The sequence below is a fragment of the Rhodocaloribacter sp. genome (assembly GCF_056451265.1).
The window spans coordinates 1-15073 of the sequence record NZ_JBWOPL010000012.1; the positions used below are offsets into that span (position 1 = coordinate 1).

At 65.3% G+C, this 15073-nt stretch carries 14 protein-coding genes; 8 read left to right on the plus strand and 6 right to left on the minus strand.

What is annotated here, in order from left to right; genetic code table 11:
* Both AC1HIY_RS01175 and AC1HIY_RS01180 read right to left on the minus strand, forming a co-directional pair.
* Positions 1-247: hypothetical protein (locus AC1HIY_RS01175; RefSeq protein WP_479574869.1), on the minus strand; the 247-nt coding region annotated here is incomplete at its 3' end.
* Positions 248-759: 512 nt separating this feature from the next.
* Positions 760-3981 (minus strand): WD40/YVTN/BNR-like repeat-containing protein, encoded by a 3222-nt coding sequence (locus AC1HIY_RS01180; protein WP_479574870.1) that lies wholly within the window; start codon positions 3979-3981, stop codon positions 760-762.
* A 351-nt stretch (positions 3982-4332) separates the two neighbouring features.
* On the opposite strand from AC1HIY_RS01180, the gene AC1HIY_RS01185 reads away from it, so the two are divergent.
* Both AC1HIY_RS01185 and AC1HIY_RS01190 read left to right on the plus strand, forming a co-directional pair.
* Positions 4333-6063, plus strand: a complete 1731-nt coding sequence (locus tag AC1HIY_RS01185; protein WP_479574871.1) for an OPT family oligopeptide transporter — start codon at positions 4333-4335, stop codon at positions 6061-6063.
* 36 nt (positions 6064-6099) lie between these two features.
* The gene (locus AC1HIY_RS01190) at positions 6100-6651 is read left to right on the plus strand and encodes a hypothetical protein (protein ID WP_479574872.1); all 552 of its coding nucleotides are present in this window, start codon (positions 6100-6102) and stop codon (positions 6649-6651) included.
* Positions 6652-6813: 162 nt separating this feature from the next.
* Here the strand turns inward: AC1HIY_RS01190 and AC1HIY_RS01195 are convergent, their stop codons facing one another.
* Complete coding sequence (locus AC1HIY_RS01195) at positions 6814-8124, minus strand: M24 family metallopeptidase (protein ID WP_479574873.1); 1311 nt, start codon at positions 8122-8124, stop codon at positions 6814-6816.
* 190 nt (positions 8125-8314) lie between these two features.
* Between AC1HIY_RS01195 and AC1HIY_RS01200 the strand changes: the two genes are divergently transcribed.
* Positions 8315-8599: a hypothetical protein gene (locus tag AC1HIY_RS01200; protein WP_479574874.1), complete on the plus strand. Its 285-nt coding sequence runs from the start codon at positions 8315-8317 to the stop codon at positions 8597-8599.
* On the opposite strand, the gene AC1HIY_RS01205 is transcribed toward AC1HIY_RS01200, so the two are convergent.
* Positions 8589-9287 carry a response regulator transcription factor gene (locus tag AC1HIY_RS01205; protein WP_479574875.1) on the minus strand — a complete coding sequence of 233 codons (699 nt, stop codon included), beginning with the start codon at positions 9285-9287 and terminating at the stop codon, positions 8589-8591. The two genes, AC1HIY_RS01200 and AC1HIY_RS01205, sit on opposite strands and share 11 nt — an antisense overlap.
* 63 nt (positions 9288-9350) lie before the next feature.
* Positions 9351-10709: a sensor histidine kinase gene (locus tag AC1HIY_RS01210; RefSeq protein ID WP_479574876.1), complete on the minus strand. Its 1359-nt coding sequence runs from the start codon at positions 10707-10709 to the stop codon at positions 9351-9353.
* 260 nt (positions 10710-10969) lie between these two features.
* On the opposite strand from AC1HIY_RS01210, the gene AC1HIY_RS01215 reads away from it, so the two are divergent.
* The gene (locus AC1HIY_RS01215) at positions 10970-11176 is read left to right on the plus strand and encodes a hypothetical protein (RefSeq protein ID WP_456425204.1); all 207 of its coding nucleotides are present in this window, start codon (positions 10970-10972) and stop codon (positions 11174-11176) included.
* Positions 11177-11257: 81 nt separating this feature from the next.
* Here the strand turns inward: AC1HIY_RS01215 and AC1HIY_RS01220 are convergent, their stop codons facing one another.
* A complete protein-coding gene (locus AC1HIY_RS01220; protein WP_479574877.1) occupies positions 11258-11722 on the minus strand; it encodes a ComEA family DNA-binding protein in 465 nt (154 codons plus the stop codon).
* A 170-nt stretch (positions 11723-11892) separates the two neighbouring features.
* On the opposite strand from AC1HIY_RS01220, the gene recO reads away from it, so the two are divergent.
* The 4 genes from recO to AC1HIY_RS01240 all read left to right on the plus strand — a co-directional run.
* Positions 11893-12648 (plus strand): DNA repair protein RecO, encoded by a 756-nt coding sequence (recO, locus tag AC1HIY_RS01225; RefSeq protein WP_479574878.1) that lies wholly within the window; start codon positions 11893-11895, stop codon positions 12646-12648.
* 116 nt (positions 12649-12764) lie between these two features.
* Positions 12765-13406 carry a LexA family protein gene (locus tag AC1HIY_RS01230; RefSeq protein WP_479574879.1) on the plus strand — a complete coding sequence of 214 codons (642 nt, stop codon included), beginning with the start codon at positions 12765-12767 and terminating at the stop codon, positions 13404-13406.
* A 143-nt stretch (positions 13407-13549) separates the two neighbouring features.
* Complete coding sequence (locus tag AC1HIY_RS01235) at positions 13550-14176, plus strand: class I SAM-dependent methyltransferase (RefSeq protein ID WP_479574880.1); 627 nt, start codon at positions 13550-13552, stop codon at positions 14174-14176.
* Between the two features lie 111 nt (positions 14177-14287).
* Positions 14288-15073: hydantoinase/oxoprolinase N-terminal domain-containing protein (locus AC1HIY_RS01240; RefSeq protein ID WP_479574881.1), on the plus strand; the 786-nt coding region annotated here is incomplete at its 3' end.

The window sequence follows — 15073 nt, forward strand, 5'->3', positions numbered from 1 at the left end:
CGGTGAGCGTGCCGTCGCGGTCGAAGGCGCGGAGGTCCTCATCGCTGACCTTGAAGATGCGGTCGAAGGCGGCGCAGTCCTCGGGCGGGTTGCCGTCGTCGTCGAGCGGGCCGGGCCAGAACTCCCAGCGGGCGTAGTCGGCGGCAGCCATGCGGAGTTCGCCCGAAGGCGTCAGGCCGCCGAGCCAGATCCCGGCGGCGAAGATGGCGTTCGGGGTGATGGGGTTGCCTTCCGGAGCTTTGGGCACGTTGTAGACGGGGTCGCCGCCTTTCCAGAAGAAGCCGCCATTGTTAAAGAGGCGGGCGCGGACGCTGGCGACGTCGAGGTCGGCAGTGGCCTCGCCCCGCTCGCACGCGCCGGTCGTCTGGGCGCGCGCCGGAATTCGGGGAGATGAGAATGAGGAGGAAAAGCAGTCCGAAAAATCGCGTCAACATGAGGGTAATTATTCCTGAAACGGATGGTCTTTTTTTTTACAAGGTAGAGCGGAAGGAAGGCGTGCGCTATCCCATCCGTAATGCCCCTTCGGATGTCGCGTATTTCGAGTCAGATACAGGGTTCACGGTGTTCGTCTCGTCAAGGTCATTCGCCATGCACCCAGACGTGACATCCCGCCCGTCTACCGGCGGTTCATCCGGCAAACACCTATCCCCCCAACTCTCCATTCACCCACCCGCGCCTCGCGTCTTTCCGCGAAGCAAAAAGGCCCGGCGAACGGGGTCGTCCGCCGGGCCTGGATGACACGGTGCGCGCGGGAGCGGCTCAGTTCTCGTCGAGCCGGAGGGGTTCGTACGGCGCGACGAGCGTGACCTCGGCGGTCTCCACGGCCTGTCGGTAAGCGGCCCAGTCTTCGGCGAAGAAGCGGTTGACCTCGGCGAGGGCGTCGCGGAGGGCGGCTTCAGCCTGTTCGAGAGCGACGCGTTCGCTCGGGCCGGGCGCATCGAAGCCGTTGAGGTACGAGCGGGCGTTGAACAGCCGCGCCATCACCGTCGAGGGATCGCGGCGGATGCCCTGCACCTGCTTGCCGGTGAAGCGTTCGTTCAGGGTCTTGAGCGAATCCTGAATCGCCTTGCCCTGTTTCTTCAGCGCTTTCGCCGCGTCGTCGTCCCGGTCGGTGAGGAGCTTGCCGACGGTCTCGGTCTGCTCTCTGGCCTTGCGCATGCGCTCGAGCGCCTTCCCGGCGACGCGGGCGGCGTCCTCCCAGCGCTTCATGAGCGCGCGCCGGGCCATGAGGTCCTCCAGACGATATGTGACGCGCGGGTCCATCTTCACCGTCACCGTCGTCGAGTCGGCATGGCCGGCGTGGGTGATGCGAGCGGTGTACGTGCCGGGGAGCACGGGCATGCCGGCCGGCTCGGGCGCGTCGCGGCGCGGCGGCTCCGGACCCCGGAAGCCGAAGTTGAGCCGTACGCCTTTCTGCGTCAGATCCCACAGGGCTCGGTTGACGCCGGGCTTTGCCGGACCCTTGATCGTTCGGATGACGGCGCCCGTCTCGTCGAGGATCTCGATCGTGACCCGGTCCTTCTTCTTTTTGCCTCCGCCTGCGCGTTCGTCCGAAGGAGCCCTGTCCTCGCCTTCGGCGGCCTCGGCTTCGGGCGCGCGCTTCTCGGGGTTGACCACATACGAGAGCATCGCGCCGCGGGGGCGGTTCTCGCCGGCGAACATCGCGTCGGCGGCGAAGCGGGTGCCGGCAGCCTGTCGGTAGACGGCCTGATAGGCGTCCGGCGCGTCGAAGGCATAGACCGGGCGGTCGAGCAGAGCCGCGCCTTCCTGCGCCAGGGCCCGGAGCGGGCGGATGTCGTCGAGGATGAAGACGGCCCGTCCGAAGGTGCCGATGACGAGGTCATGCTCGCGCGGGTGGACGACGAGATCCATCGTGGAGGCGGTGGGGAGGCCGTGCGTCCACTTCGTCCACGTGGCGCCGCCGTCGATGGAGAAGTACAGGCCGAACTCGGTCCCGACGAAGAGGAGGTTCGGCGCGACGGGGTCCTGTTCGAGGACGAGCGCATAGCCCCACACGTCGTTCTCATCCACGATGCGGTCCCACGTGCGCCCGTAGTCGCGCGTGCGATAGACGTACGGCGTCCAGTTGTTGCGGCGGTGATCGTCGAAGACGACGAACGCCTCGCCGGGGTTGTGCTTCGACGCCTCGATGTGCGGCGCCCACGTGCCCTCGGGCACGCCCCGGATGTTCGCCGCCACGTTCGTCCACGTCCCGCCGCCATCGCGCGTGAGCTGCACGTTGCCGTCGTCCGTGCCTACCCAGATCACGCCGCGCTCGACGGGGCTCGGCGCGATGGTCAGGATCGTGGTGAAGTTTTCCGCCTGCGTCACGTCGTACGTCAGGCCGCCGCTCTCGAGCTGTCGCTGCTTCTCGGGATCGTTCGTCGTCAGATCGGGCGAGATGATCTGCCACGAGTCGCCCCGGTTGGTGCTTTTGTGGACGAACTGGCTGCCGTAATAGATCGTCGCGGGATCGAAGGGATCGATGGCGATGCCCGCGTTCCAGTTGAAACGGAGCGCCACGCCTTCGGGATGAACCGGCTTGATGTTCTTCTGAAAGCCCGTCGTGAAGTCGTACCGGCGGAGGTTGCCGCCCTGGCTCATGGCATAGCCGATGTTCGCGTCGGTGGGATCGGGGACGACGTCGAAGCCGTCGCCGAAGGCTACTTCTTCCCAGTATGCATTGCGGATGCCGCCGGCGCGCCAGACCTGGCTCGGGCCGCGCCACGAGCCGTTGTCCTGAAGCCCGCCATAGACGTTGTACGGCGTCTCCATGTCCACGTTGATGTGGTAAAACTGCCCCAGCGGCAGGTTTTCGACGAAGCGCCACGTCTCGGCGCGGTCGCGCGAGATGTTCATGCCGCCGTCGTTGCCCTCATAGATGAGCGTCGGGTCGTTCGGATCGATCCACCACGCGTGATGATCGGGATGGACGCCCCGGAGGATGCGTTTGAACTCTTTCCCCCCGTCCTCGCTCACCGAGACGGTCGAGGCCACGTGATAGACGCGGTTCTCGTTCACGGGGTCGACGAAGATGTCGTTGTAATAGAAGGGGCGGTTGCTGATCTGGCTCTTGTCGTTGATCTTGCGGAAAGTGAAGCCGCCGTCGTCGGAGCGGTAGAGGGCATTCTTCTTCGACTCGACGAGGGCATAGACCACGTTCGGGTTGCTCCGGGCGATGGCAAGGCCGATGCGCCCGAGTTCGCCCTCGGGCAGGCCGTCCTCGCTCGTACGCTTCGTCCACGTCTCGCCGCCGTCGAACGTGACGAAAAGGCCGGAGCCTTCGCCGCCGGACTTGAAGAACCACGGCCACCGGCGGAATTCCCACATGGCGGCGATGAGTTTGTTCGGGTTCACCGGGTCCATCACGAGGTCGCCGATGCCGGTGCGCTCGTTGGCATAGAGGATCTTCGTCCACGTCTGCCCGCCGTCGGTCGACTTGAAGACGCCGCGCACCTCCGTCTCGCCCCATGCCGGCCCCTGCGCGCCCACGTAGACGACGTCCGGGTTGTCCGGGTGGATGAGGATGCGGTGGATGTTCCGCGAGTCGTCGAGGCCGAGGTGGGTCCACGAGTGGCCGCCGTCGATGCTTTTATAGACGCCGTTGCCGGCGGCCTGGCTGTTGCGCGGGTTGCCCTCACCCGTGCCCACGTAGATGATGTCGGGGTTTTTCTGATAGATGGCGACGGCGCCGATGGAGGTCACGGGCTGGTCGTCGAAGATGGGCGTCCACGTGTCGCCGCCGTCGGTGGATTTCCACAGTCCGCCCGAGGCGGCGCCGGTGTAGATGATGTCGGGATTGCTCACGACGGCGTCGATGGCCGTGACGCGGCCGCTCATGCCTGCCGGCCCGATGGCGCGGGCCTGCATGCCGGCGAGTCTGGTGGTGTCGATTTGTTGGGCCTGCGCGGGCAGGGCAAAGAGTCCGAGGAGAAGGACCACGAAGCCGTGTCGGCGCACGCGGGAGAGGATCGTACGCATAGGATAAACTGCCTTGGGATGAGAGGGAGGTCCGGAGGACGCAGCGCGGGTGCGGTGAGGGACAGCCGCGTCGCTCGCTCGGCGTAAAGTACACGCCGGATGCGGTCGGGTCAATGGGCGCGCGATGTTCGCCGTCTCAGGGTTCGCGATTGCTCGCCGTCACGGGGCTCGTCCTTCTCCCGCCGCTCGTCCAACCTCCGGCACGCATCCCCCTTTTTTCGGAAGCATTGGACATCGGTTCTGAAAAACAGGAAATTCCGTGCGTTCGTCGCCGGAGACGCGAGGCGTGGCGTTCCCGTTTCGTTCCGGCGCATCGTCTCGATTTTGCCACCAAGACACGGAGGGCGTATTGTGAGCGCGCACGTTGCCAGAGAGAAACGGGTCATTCGTCGGGGCCCCTATCCGGAACTCTCCCTGCCCGCCATTCTGGTGGGCTATTTCCTCGGGGCCATCATCGCCGTGAGCATCGGCTATGCGAGCCTGATCCTCGGCTTCTCCATCGAGGGGTCGGAGCTGGCGGCCATCCTCGGCTTCGGCATCCTCCGGGGCGTCATGCGGCGCAACAGCATCGTCGAGAACAACATCAACCAGACGATCGCGAGCGGCGTCAACGGGGCGTCGGCGGGGATGATGTTCTCCGTGCCTGCGCTCTTCATCCTGGGCGAGACGGACTTCAGTTATACGCTGATGGTCTTCGGATGCATTGCCGGGGCCATCCTCGGCATCGCGTTCATCATCCCGCTCCGGAAGCAGTTCATCGACTTCGAGCGGTTGACGTTTCCCGGCGGCGTAGCCGTGGCGGCCATCCTGAAGTCGCCCGGCGCGGGGATGCGCAAGTCCATGCTCATGCTCGGCGGGCTGGCGCTCAGCGGCCTCGTGCAAGCGGTCTCGCTCGCGACCGGCTTCACGAACTGGGACCTCGGGTCGCTCCTCGGGATGCCCGAGTACATGAACGGCATCTGGTACGTCTCCCTGCTCACCTTCGGCGTGGCGTACATCGCCGGGCGGGGCGGCTTCTTCTTCATCATCGGCGGCTTCGTATGCTACTGGATCCTCGCGCCGATCCTCTCGGCGCAGGGCCTCCTGCCGGTCGATGCCGCCGGTCAGGCGATCACGGATCCGAATCAGCTTCGCGGTCTGCTCTTCCGGCCCGTCGGCATCGGGATGCTCATCGGCGGGGCCATCGCGGGCATCGTGCTGGCTTTCCCGCTCATTGTCGGGGCGGTGCGGAGCATGCAGGATGCGGCGCGGATGCAGACGTCCCTCTCGAAAGACGAGATGCCGATCAAGCTCCTGTATGGGGCCATCGGCGGCGCGGCGGTGCTGCTGTTCGTCATCGCGGTGATGTCCACCTCGGAGATGGGCATCGGGCGTGGGCTGCTCATGGCGCTTCTCGGCACGGTCTGGATCTGGATGGCGGGCGTCATCCTCTCGGAGTGCATCGGGCGGACGAACTGGTCGCCCTTGAGCGGGATGACGCTCATCGCCATCACCATCCTCATCTTCATCGCGAGCGGCCTCAGCGACAGCGCGGCGATCATCTCGTCGGTGGTGGTGGGGGCGGCGGCGTGCGTGGCCATGGCGCAGGCCACCGACCTCATGCTCGATCTCAAGACGGGCTATCTCGTCGGGGCGAGCCCGCGCAAACAGCAGATCGGACAGTTCCTCGGGAGCTGGCTCGGGCCGATCATCGTGATGGCGCTCATCGTCGTGCTCGATCAGGCCAAGGGCATCGGAAGCGCCGAACTGCCCGCGCCGCAGGGTACGGCGCTCGCCGGCGTCATCCAGGGCATCCTCGGCGGCGACGTGCCCGTCGAAAAGTACGCGGCGGGCGCGGGGCTGGGCGCGCTCCTGAGCGCCAGCGGCATCGGCGGGCTGGGCATCCTCGTAGGCCTCGGCTTCTACCTGCCGTTCAACATCGTGCTCACGTACAGCCTCGGCACGGCCACCCGCCTCCTTGTGGACCGGAGGAAAGGACATCGTTTCAGCGAAGACGTGGGCATCCCCGTGGCGGCGGGCCTCATCGTGGGCGAGGCGCTCGTGGGGGTAGGCTATGCGCTGATGCAGGTCTTCGGAGGATAACGCCCCGCTTCGCAAACCGAAAATGGAGATAGAACCATGAAAAAGATAGGTCTTGCCCTCATCAGCCTCGGTTTTCTGGCGGGCGCGTATCTGTCGGTGATCGACACGACGACGGTGATGTGGACGTACTGGGGCCTCGCCGTGGCGGCGGGTTTCGCGGGCGTGGCGCTGGTGCGGGTGGACGCACGGACACACGCCCGGAGCGACACGCGGGCGGCGGAGAACATCGCGCTCATCGAGCAGAGCCTGGACAATCTCGTCGCTAAACTGACGGCGCTCAATGCCGAGAAGGACCACCTCAATCCGTACGACGTGGGTCCGCTCATCGACGAGCGCCTCCTCGACGACCTTGACACGTTCGTCGAGGCGCGGGAAACGATCAGCCACCTCTTCGGCCTTCAGGCCTACGCCGACGTGATGGCGCACTTCGCCGGCGGCGAGCGCTACCTCAACCGTGTCTGGTCCGCCTCCGCCGACGGCTACGTCGACGAGGTGAACGCTTACCTCGGCCACGCGCTCGAACAGTTCATCGAGGCTCAGCGAAAGCTCAAGGCGCTCAAGGCGCTCAAGGCGCAGGCAGCAGCCTGAGCGAACGGCGCGTTTGGGCGGACGGGATTCGTCGGGGCGCGTGCCCGAACGAAGGGGCCGGTCCGGCAATCAGGTCGGGACAAGGATGTGGTAAATATGGAGATAGCCTGATCGGAATAAGGCGGGGAGCATACGCGCGCTCGCGGGGGGAGCCGCCCCGGGCTATTTGATGAGCAAGATGCGCCGGTTCACCGGGTAGAGCCATTCGATGCCCCGTTCGGTGACGACGGCGTCGTCTTCGAGCGGGATGCGGGCCTTCCGGCCGCCCCACTCGGGCACGGGCGTATAGGCGAAGAGTTCGATGGAGAGCAGGTTGGTGGGTTTCAGTTCATAGGTCAGGCGCACCGGGTTGAAGAAGGCGATGGAGGGCCCGATGCCGTGGCCGGTGTTGCCCACCGAATGACAGCCGATGATCACGTCCGTCTGTGGACCTTCGCTCGGTTGATTGAAGGTCTCCATCCGTCGAAAGTCCGCCGCTTCGAGGGCCGCATAGATCGCGTCTTCCGTCTCGGCGGCGGTGCGTCCCGGCCGGATCGTGTCGCGGATCACGGCGCGGGCGCGTATGGCCTGCTCGAAGGCGTTGCGGAGACCTTCGGGGGCTTCGGCCTCACCCTCGCGGAGCACGTAGGCGATGCGTTTCATGTCGGTGCACAGGTTCATCAGGCACACGCCCCAGTCGATCATCAGCAGGTCGCCGCGCCGGATGATGCGGTCGGTGGAGACGGCTTCGATGCCGTCCGGCCCGGTGACGTACACGGACGGCATGCCGAAGGAGGATCCGAAGCCGTGTTCGAAAAGCTGTTCTTTCATCCACCACGCCACGTCTTCGAGCGTCGTCACGCCGGGCGTGATGATCTCGTTGGAGAAGGCGCGCTCCGCGATCCGCCGCGACCACTCGCCCGCCTCTCCGAAGGCGGCGATCTCACTCGCCACCCGTCGCGACCGAAAGTCGGAGACGAGTTTCTCCGCCGAAACGAGCCGCGCCGCATACGGCTCGCCGAGCGTCTCGACGAGCTCTTCATATCCCGAATGCGAAAGCCCGTCGGCGGCTCCGATGGCGCGCGAGACGTTGACGCCGATGCGCCGGGGATCCCGCTTCGTCACGAAGGCACGAAGGCTGTCGGCGGGGAGGAAGAGATCGTACGCGCCGCCCCGTTCGAGCAGGTATCCGTCGATGCCGAGCACGGCCCGCTCGATGCGCCCCGAGCCCCGATCCGTGAAAACGTAATATCCGGTCTTCGACGTGTAGCCCCCTCCCAGGTCGGACGCCAGCGGATCGTCGTGTCCTTCGCGGTTCATCGTGATCCACATGTCGATGCCGTTCTCGCGCATCACTTCGGGCAGGACGAGGTCGAATTTGTCGCGGCGGATCTGGTTCATCCGCTCCCACCGGGGCCGGGCCTCCTGGGCGTGGGCGCCGTCGTGGATGAGCGACGTGAGCAAAATCAACGTGAACACAAGGGTTTTGGACATGGAACCGTTCGGCTGGTGTGCGGGTCGGGCCGAAACGTAAACGCTTTGCGGCGAGGATGCCAGAGGTGATGAGAAAAAGTCGAATACCGGAGCGGCGGGGAGCGAGACATAAATGTCGTCATCCCCTTTTATTGCGCCGCCGCCGCAGACGATAACGGACGGGTGTTCTCTTGTGCAAGGTAGAGGTGGTATGCCGTCGTCGTCCGGATCTTCCCTTCAAGCGCGTATCGAAGCCATCCTGGCGCTGGCCGAAGAACTTCGGAGCGCGGCGGTGGAGGAGGCTTCCGGCCATCACGCGGCCATTCAGACGATGGACCGGTTGTGCGACGCCGTGGTCACGGCGCGGTGGGAGATGCTTCAACAGTACCGGGCGCGGTACGGGCGTGAGGTCGGGACGCTCGGAGATCGTCCGCCGAGGGAGCAGCGAAGCCGTCGTTCGTCGACGGAGCGCGCCGGCCCGAAGGCTAGCCGGTGAACTTGTACCCGATGCCGTAGACCGTCTCGATGTACTGCGGCATGTTCGGGTCCGGCTCGATTTTTTTCCGGATGGAGGCTACGTGCCGGTCGATGGTGCGCGTGGTGATGTCGGTGCTGATGCGCCAGACGTCGCGCAGGAGCTGTTTGCGGCTGACGGTGCGGCCCCGGTGCTGGATGAGGTAGTTGAGGATGTCGTATTCGAGGGCCGTGAACCGCAGCGGCTCGTCGTCCCGGAAGGCCGTGTGGTTGCTGAAATTGACCTCGACGTCGCCGAAGCGGAAGACCTCCATCGGCGCTTCGGAGGGCTGCTGGGTGCGTTTGAGCACGGCGCGGACGCGCGCGGCCAGCTCGTCGGCGCTGAAGGGCTTGGTGACGTAGTCGTCCGCGCCGAGATCGAAGCCCTGAAGCTTGTCCTCCTCACGGTTTTTGGCAGTGAGCATGACCACCGGCGAGTCGACGCCGGCCTTACGGGCTTCGCGCAGGACCTCGAAGCCGTCCCGTTTGGGAAGCATCATGTCCATCAGCACGATGTCGAAGGAAGGCAGCGCCTTGATCAGCCGCAACCCCTCCTCGCCGTCCGAAGCCCGCGTGACGCGATAGCCCCGCATGCCGAAGAAGTCCTCCAGCCCCATGCCCATCTCGGGGTCGTCTTCGACGATGAGCATCCGTTTGGAATTGATTTCCACCATCGTGTCGTTCGTTCGGTCAAACAAACCGGAAGGCCGCATGAGCCGTCGCCGGGGGGCTGGTCATGCGCGGAAGAGGGAGGCCTTCTTGTTTTTAATGGGAAGAAAGATGGTAAACGTCGATCCGAGACCTTCGCGGCTTTCGACCTCGACGCGGCCGTCGTGCGCCTCGATGATGTGCCGCACGAGCGCCAGGCCGAGTCCGCTGCCGGAGGCGCGCTGGGAAGACCCGCTCTCGCCCCGGTAAAATTCGCTGAAGATGAGTTCGATCTGATGAGCAGGGATGCCGATGCCCCGGTCCTTGACCGAGATGGCGAGAAAGGGCTTCTCGCGGAGCGTGGTGCGCTCGGCGTGGACCTCGATCGTGTGCGGGTCGCTGTATTTGACGGCGTTGTCGAGGAGGTTGATCAGCGCCTGGCGGATTGTCCCGGGGTCGATCCACATGGAGGGCAAGCGGCCGTCCATCCGCAGGTCGATGTGATAGCCGCGCCCGCCGTAGAGCACGTTGAAGGTGTCGGTCACTTCGGTGAGCACCTCTCCGATGGGCACGTGCGCAAACTTGTACGACATCTGACCGCGCTCGATGCGATTGAAGTCGAGCACGTTATCGACGAGGATGGCCAGACGTTCGCACTCCTGGTCGATGACCCGGTGATAGCGCTGCTGTTTTTCTCGGGCGCCTTCGGGCAGGTTGCGCAGCAGTTCGTTGAAGAACTGGATCTTGGCGAGGGGCGTCTTCAACTCGTGCGAGACGTTCGAGACGAAGGTGGTTTTGGCATGGCTCAACTCCATCTCGCGCATCGCCATGCGGGTGGTGAAGAAGACGCCGCCGATGAGGATGAGCAGGGGGATGACACTCGCCAGATACCGCCGCCAGCGCTTCGCCTTCACCTCGTTGAAACAGGCCACGCGCACGTTCCAGTCCGGATAGAGCCCGCCGAGGTCGAAGGATCGGGTGAAGCTGTCGATGGCCTCCTCATGCGAGGCCGCCATCTTGTGCGTGATGCGGCTGAGCACGAGCGTCGTGTCCGGCGTCACCACTTCGATGCTGATGATGCCGCCGGGAAACATGTTGCCGCGTTCGGCGCGGAGGGTTTCGGTCAGGCGTCCGAAGGCGGCAGGGATAACGGTCTGCCGCATAAGTTCGGCAGAAGCCTGCGGAGCCGCGTCGCTCAGGTGCGTCTCACGAACCGTGAAACGCTGCTGATCCCGGAGGATCTGTTCGGTGTATTCCAGCAGGCGCTCGGCAAAAAGCATGGCGTCCTGTTGCATGCTGCGTTCCACTTCCCGGATGAGCCGGTCGCTGGTGCGTAGGTCCAGCACGGCTAGCCAGGAACTGGGGATCACAATCACCAGCAGCATGAGCGTCAGGAGCATCCACTTCGTGCGCGAACCCAGGTGGCGGGCTATGTGGAAGCGCATTCGACTCAAGGTTTGGCCCAGATTCATCGTTCTTCGCAAGTCCCCAATATAAAGCTTTTAAAAACTGATTGCCCGGGAGACTGCTCGCTTGAATTTTAAGAACAGTGCACGGGGGGGCATGTTTCGTACCCTTGCGTTTTCCGGCCGGGTGGCGGTTGCCGGAGCCCATCAAAACCCCTGTCCGATCCGGACGTATGACAGAGCCGGGTCTGTGCCGTGAAGGCGGGACCCGTCTCTATACATGGACAGGGTGCAGCGGCATGGATGAGTACTTCGTGGTTATTGTTTTGACGTTCGTCGGCTTTGTGGCGCTGGCGGCGATTCTGCTTGTGCCGGTTTATCTCTTCCTCAAGCGGGAAGAGCGGGCGAGCCAATCATGGACCCGGGAAGAGCTGGCCCGTCGCTACCGGGAACAGCCGCCCGCAGCCAACGGCGCGGCCGGGGATACCGATAGGATCGACGGATAGAGCGGCACTATTAAGCGGCGGCGGAAAAGACGCGCCGGTCTCCCGGGTGCTTCCGGGCTTGCGGCGCACGGATGGTCGGCGCTACCGCTGATCCTCGACGAAGAGCAGGGGTTCGAGGCGGGCCAGCGTTTTCTCGCCGATGCCGCGCACCCGGACGAGGTCGGCCACACGCTCGAACGGTCCGTGCGCCCGGCGGTACGCAAGGATCCGGGCCGCCATCTTCGGGCCGATGCGGGGCAGCCGCTCGAGCTGAGAGGCCGTCGCGAGGTTGAGGTTCATGCGCACGGGGCGCTCGTCCACGGCAGGCGCGCGCCGCCCGGCGCGGGTCGTGTCGTCGGAAACGCTGCTCGGCTCGGCCTGCCGGAAGCGACGCGCGCTTTCCTCGAAGCGCTGGTCCGCCTCGGCGTAAAAGTCGGAAGGGGGCGTCTGGGCGTAGAGATACCGGACGGCGAGACCGAAGAGAAGCACGAGCGAAAAAGTCAGAATGAAAAGGCTCTCTTGACGGGTGATGCCGATGCGCTGCTGGAGGCGATACATCCACTTCATGGTGTCGGAAGGGTCTGAGAGAAGGGCAGGAAACGCGGACATGAAGTAAAACCCGAAGGCCCCGTTAGACATAACCTCCTTTAAATTTTCTTCACAATTCTTTTGGCGCGCCGCGTCGTACGCATGAAGGCGGAGCGGTGAACGCACGCTATGTCGAACTTCCCGATGCCATGATTATCCGAACCGACGCGGTAGTGCTCCGCAGCATGGATTACGGCGAGACCAGCCGGATCGTCACGTTGCTGACGCGCGAGAAGGGAAAACTTTCGGTGATGGCGAAGGGGGCGCGTCTGCCCGGGAGCCGTTTCGGCTCATCGCTGCAGCCCATGTCCCACAGCCAGGTCGTCTTCTACCACAAGCCGACGCGCGGGCTGCAAACGCTGCGCGAGAGCGCACACGTGCGGCTCTTCTCCGGCATCGGACGGGAGATGGAAAAGATCGTGCTCGGGCTGCGGATGATGGAGCTGCTCTCGGCGTTGATGCAGGAGGAGCAGTGCCATCCGCCGGCGTTCAACCTGGCGCTGGAAGCGCTCGAACGGCTCGATGCCGCCGCCGCCCGCCCGGCCAACGTGTGGACGTACTTTCAACTCCGCCTGGCGAGCGTGCTGGGCTTCGCGCCGGCCATCGACCGGGACGCCGTGCAGGCGCTGACGGAGGAGGGCGGCGTGCTCACGCTCGACACCGGCACGGTTCGCCCGCTCGAGACGGCGGGCGGCGGACGGCGCGCCTCCCGTTCGGCCTTGCGGGCCTTCGCCGTCTTCGCGCGCGCCGACCTCGACGCCGTCATGCGGATGCGCCTGGAGCCCGGCGTGCGGCGCGAGGTGGAACGCCTCGTCGAAGCTTACCTCCGGTATCACGTCGAAGACGCCTATCCGCATCGAAGCGAGAAAGTCTCCGGGCAGCTCTTCGAAAAACGGGGACCGTGAACGGGGACCGTGATGCGCCTGCTTTTCTCACGTTTGTCGCGCGCCGTCGCTTGACCTTTTCCCGGCGGCGGCGTTATACTCCGAATCACATGTGCAACATATAAGCAGCCGGTCGCATGAGTCGGAGACAACTGACGAGCAAGCAGCACGCCTTTCTGATCTATCTGAAGGACTACCTGATGGAGCACGGCGTCTGGCCGACCTACCGCGAGATCGTCGACTATTTCGGGTATCGCTCCCCCAACAGTGTGACGCAGAACCTGCAGGCCTTGCACAAAAAGGGCTATCTGCGCCGTGAAAAGGACGGCTTTCGGCTCGTCGAGGAGAAGGTGCCCGGCTACGGAGCGCGCGGCATCCCGGTCAAAGGCGTCATCTCGGCGGGACGGTTGCAAGAGGCCGTCGAGGAAAACCTGGGCACGATCACGCTCGAGACGCTCTTCCCGAACCTCGACCGCATCTTTGCCATCCGCGTCTCCGGGCAGTCGATGCAAGGGGTCAACATCAACGACGGCGACTACGTGCTGCTCATCGACGACGACATCCCCAACGGCGGCATCGGCGCCGTGCTCTATAACGGGGAGACGTCCCTCAAACGCGTCTATTTCGACGAGCAGGGGCTGCGCCTCGAACCGGCCAACGACGAGTATTCGGAGATCGTCATCAGGCCGGGTGTCTTCGAGGAGGTGCACGTGCTGGGGCGGTACGTCGGGCACGTCAACCGGAGCGGCATTTACAAACGCAGCCTGGGCCGCGCCTGAGGCGGAACCCTCGCGCGGGCGCGCGAACATGGCGGATCATTGACCCGGGCGGCGGCGTGCAACCGGAAGCGGCGTCCCCGGCTCGATGCTCGAAGCGGCGCCGCTTTTCCCTTCTCTTTGCTTGCACCTGGCCACACGAACGCATGACCCCTCCGAACTGGCGTCAGAACCTTTTGCGCGAAGGCAGCGGCTTCTGGAAAAACGGGTACTGGTACGACCTTCACGTGGAGCGCCGGATGCCGCTGGTGATGCCCATGCTCGAGGAGATGCTGGCCGCTTTGCCGCCGCTCGACGAGCATACCGCCGTGTGCGACCTGGCCTGCGGAACGGGCAATGCCGCCCTTTCGGCCGTCTCGGCCTATCCCCTGGCGCGCATCACCCTGCTCGACGAGGATCCGGACCTGCTGGCCCTTGCGCACGCCAAACTGAACGAACTGCGCATCGATGCGGAGACGCTTCAGGCGACGGTCCGGGCCGACGGCGAGCCGCTGCCGGGCGGGCCGTACGACGTGGTCATCGCCTCGCTGGCGCTGCACGCGATCGTCGGGCACGAAGCCGAGGGCGCGGAGGCGGAAGGACGGTACGAACTGCTCCTTCAGGGCATCCGGGAGAGCCTCACCCCCGGCGGACACCTCATCGTCGGCGATCACACGGGCACACTCGGCCTCTTCCGGCAGATGAAAACCATGGAGCGCGCCGGCTTCGTCGATGTGGACTGCGCGTGGCGACAGGACGACTTCTTCGTCTGCGGCGGACGCGTGCCCGTGTGACGTCTCACCCGGCCGAACGGGATCGCCGTGTTTTCACGCATCGCCGTTGCGCCTTCCCCGCGCATGTCGTATATCGGTGGTTCGCATGGAAAAAGGCCCGGCAAAGGAGTTATGGCGAAAAAAACCGAGGAACGACGGCAGCGCGTCGGCATCGACGTGGGAGGAACGTTTACCGACTTCGTGTGGCTCGACGGCGGGCGGCTGACGGTGCATAAAGGCCCGACGACGCCCCGGGATCAGAGCCGCGCCATCGTGGACGGACTCGACGCGCTCGGGGTGGCGGGCGACGCCGCCGTGGTCCACGGCACGACGGTGGCGACGAACGCGCTCCTCGAACGTCGCGGCGCGCGCACGGCGCTTTTGACCACCGAGGGCTTCGCCGACGTGCTCGCCATCGGACGGCAGAACCGCCCGCACCTTTATCGCCTCAGCCAGCGTCGCCCGCCGCCGCTCGTGCCCGCCGCAGGGCGCTTCGAAGCGCCCGAGCGGCTCGACGCGCACGGGCGGACGCTCATCCCGCTCGATGAGACGGCCGTCGAACGTGTCGCGGAACGGCTGGCGGTGGAGGAGATCGAGAGCCTCGCCGTGGTCTTCCTCTTCTCTTTCCGAAACCCGGCGCACGAGCGCCGCGCCGCCGAGATCATCCGGGCGCGATGTCCCGGCGTGATGCTCTCGCTCAGCCATGAGATCCTGCCCGAATACCGCGAGTACGAGCGCACCGCCACGACGGTCATCAATGCATACGTGCAGCCGCTCGTGGCGCGGTATCTGGCGCGGCTCGACGAGGCGCTCGGCGCGCGGGCGGCGGCGCAGGGAAGGCCGCCGGGGACGTGCCGCGTGATGCAGTCGAACGGCGGCGCCATCGGGCTGCGGCAGGCGGCGGAGCAGGCGGCGCGG

What these genes read in the sequence shown, in the direction of transcription:
- AC1HIY_RS01180 (WP_479574870.1), bottom strand. Translation starts at nt 3,981, where the DNA reads ATGCGTACGATCCTCTCCCGCGTGCGCCGACACGGCTTCGTGGTCCTT.
- AC1HIY_RS01190 (WP_479574872.1), top strand. Translation starts at nt 6,100, where the DNA reads ATGAAAAAGATAGGTCTTGCCCTCATCAGCCTCGGTTTTCTGGCGGGC.
- AC1HIY_RS01195 (WP_479574873.1), bottom strand. Translation starts at nt 8,124, where the DNA reads ATGTCCAAAACCCTTGTGTTCACGTTGATTTTGCTCACGTCGCTCATC.
- AC1HIY_RS01200 (WP_479574874.1), top strand. Translation starts at nt 8,315, where the DNA reads ATGCCGTCGTCGTCCGGATCTTCCCTTCAAGCGCGTATCGAAGCCATC.
- AC1HIY_RS01210 (WP_479574876.1), bottom strand. Translation starts at nt 10,709, where the DNA reads ATGCGCTTCCACATAGCCCGCCACCTGGGTTCGCGCACGAAGTGGATG.
- AC1HIY_RS01215 (WP_456425204.1), top strand. Translation starts at nt 10,970, where the DNA reads ATGGATGAGTACTTCGTGGTTATTGTTTTGACGTTCGTCGGCTTTGTG.
- AC1HIY_RS01220 (WP_479574877.1), bottom strand. Translation starts at nt 11,722, where the DNA reads ATGAAGTGGATGTATCGCCTCCAGCAGCGCATCGGCATCACCCGTCAA.
- recO (WP_479574878.1), top strand. Translation starts at nt 11,893, where the DNA reads ATGATTATCCGAACCGACGCGGTAGTGCTCCGCAGCATGGATTACGGC.
- AC1HIY_RS01230 (WP_479574879.1), top strand. Translation starts at nt 12,765, where the DNA reads ATGAGTCGGAGACAACTGACGAGCAAGCAGCACGCCTTTCTGATCTAT.
- AC1HIY_RS01235 (WP_479574880.1), top strand. Translation starts at nt 13,550, where the DNA reads ATGACCCCTCCGAACTGGCGTCAGAACCTTTTGCGCGAAGGCAGCGGC.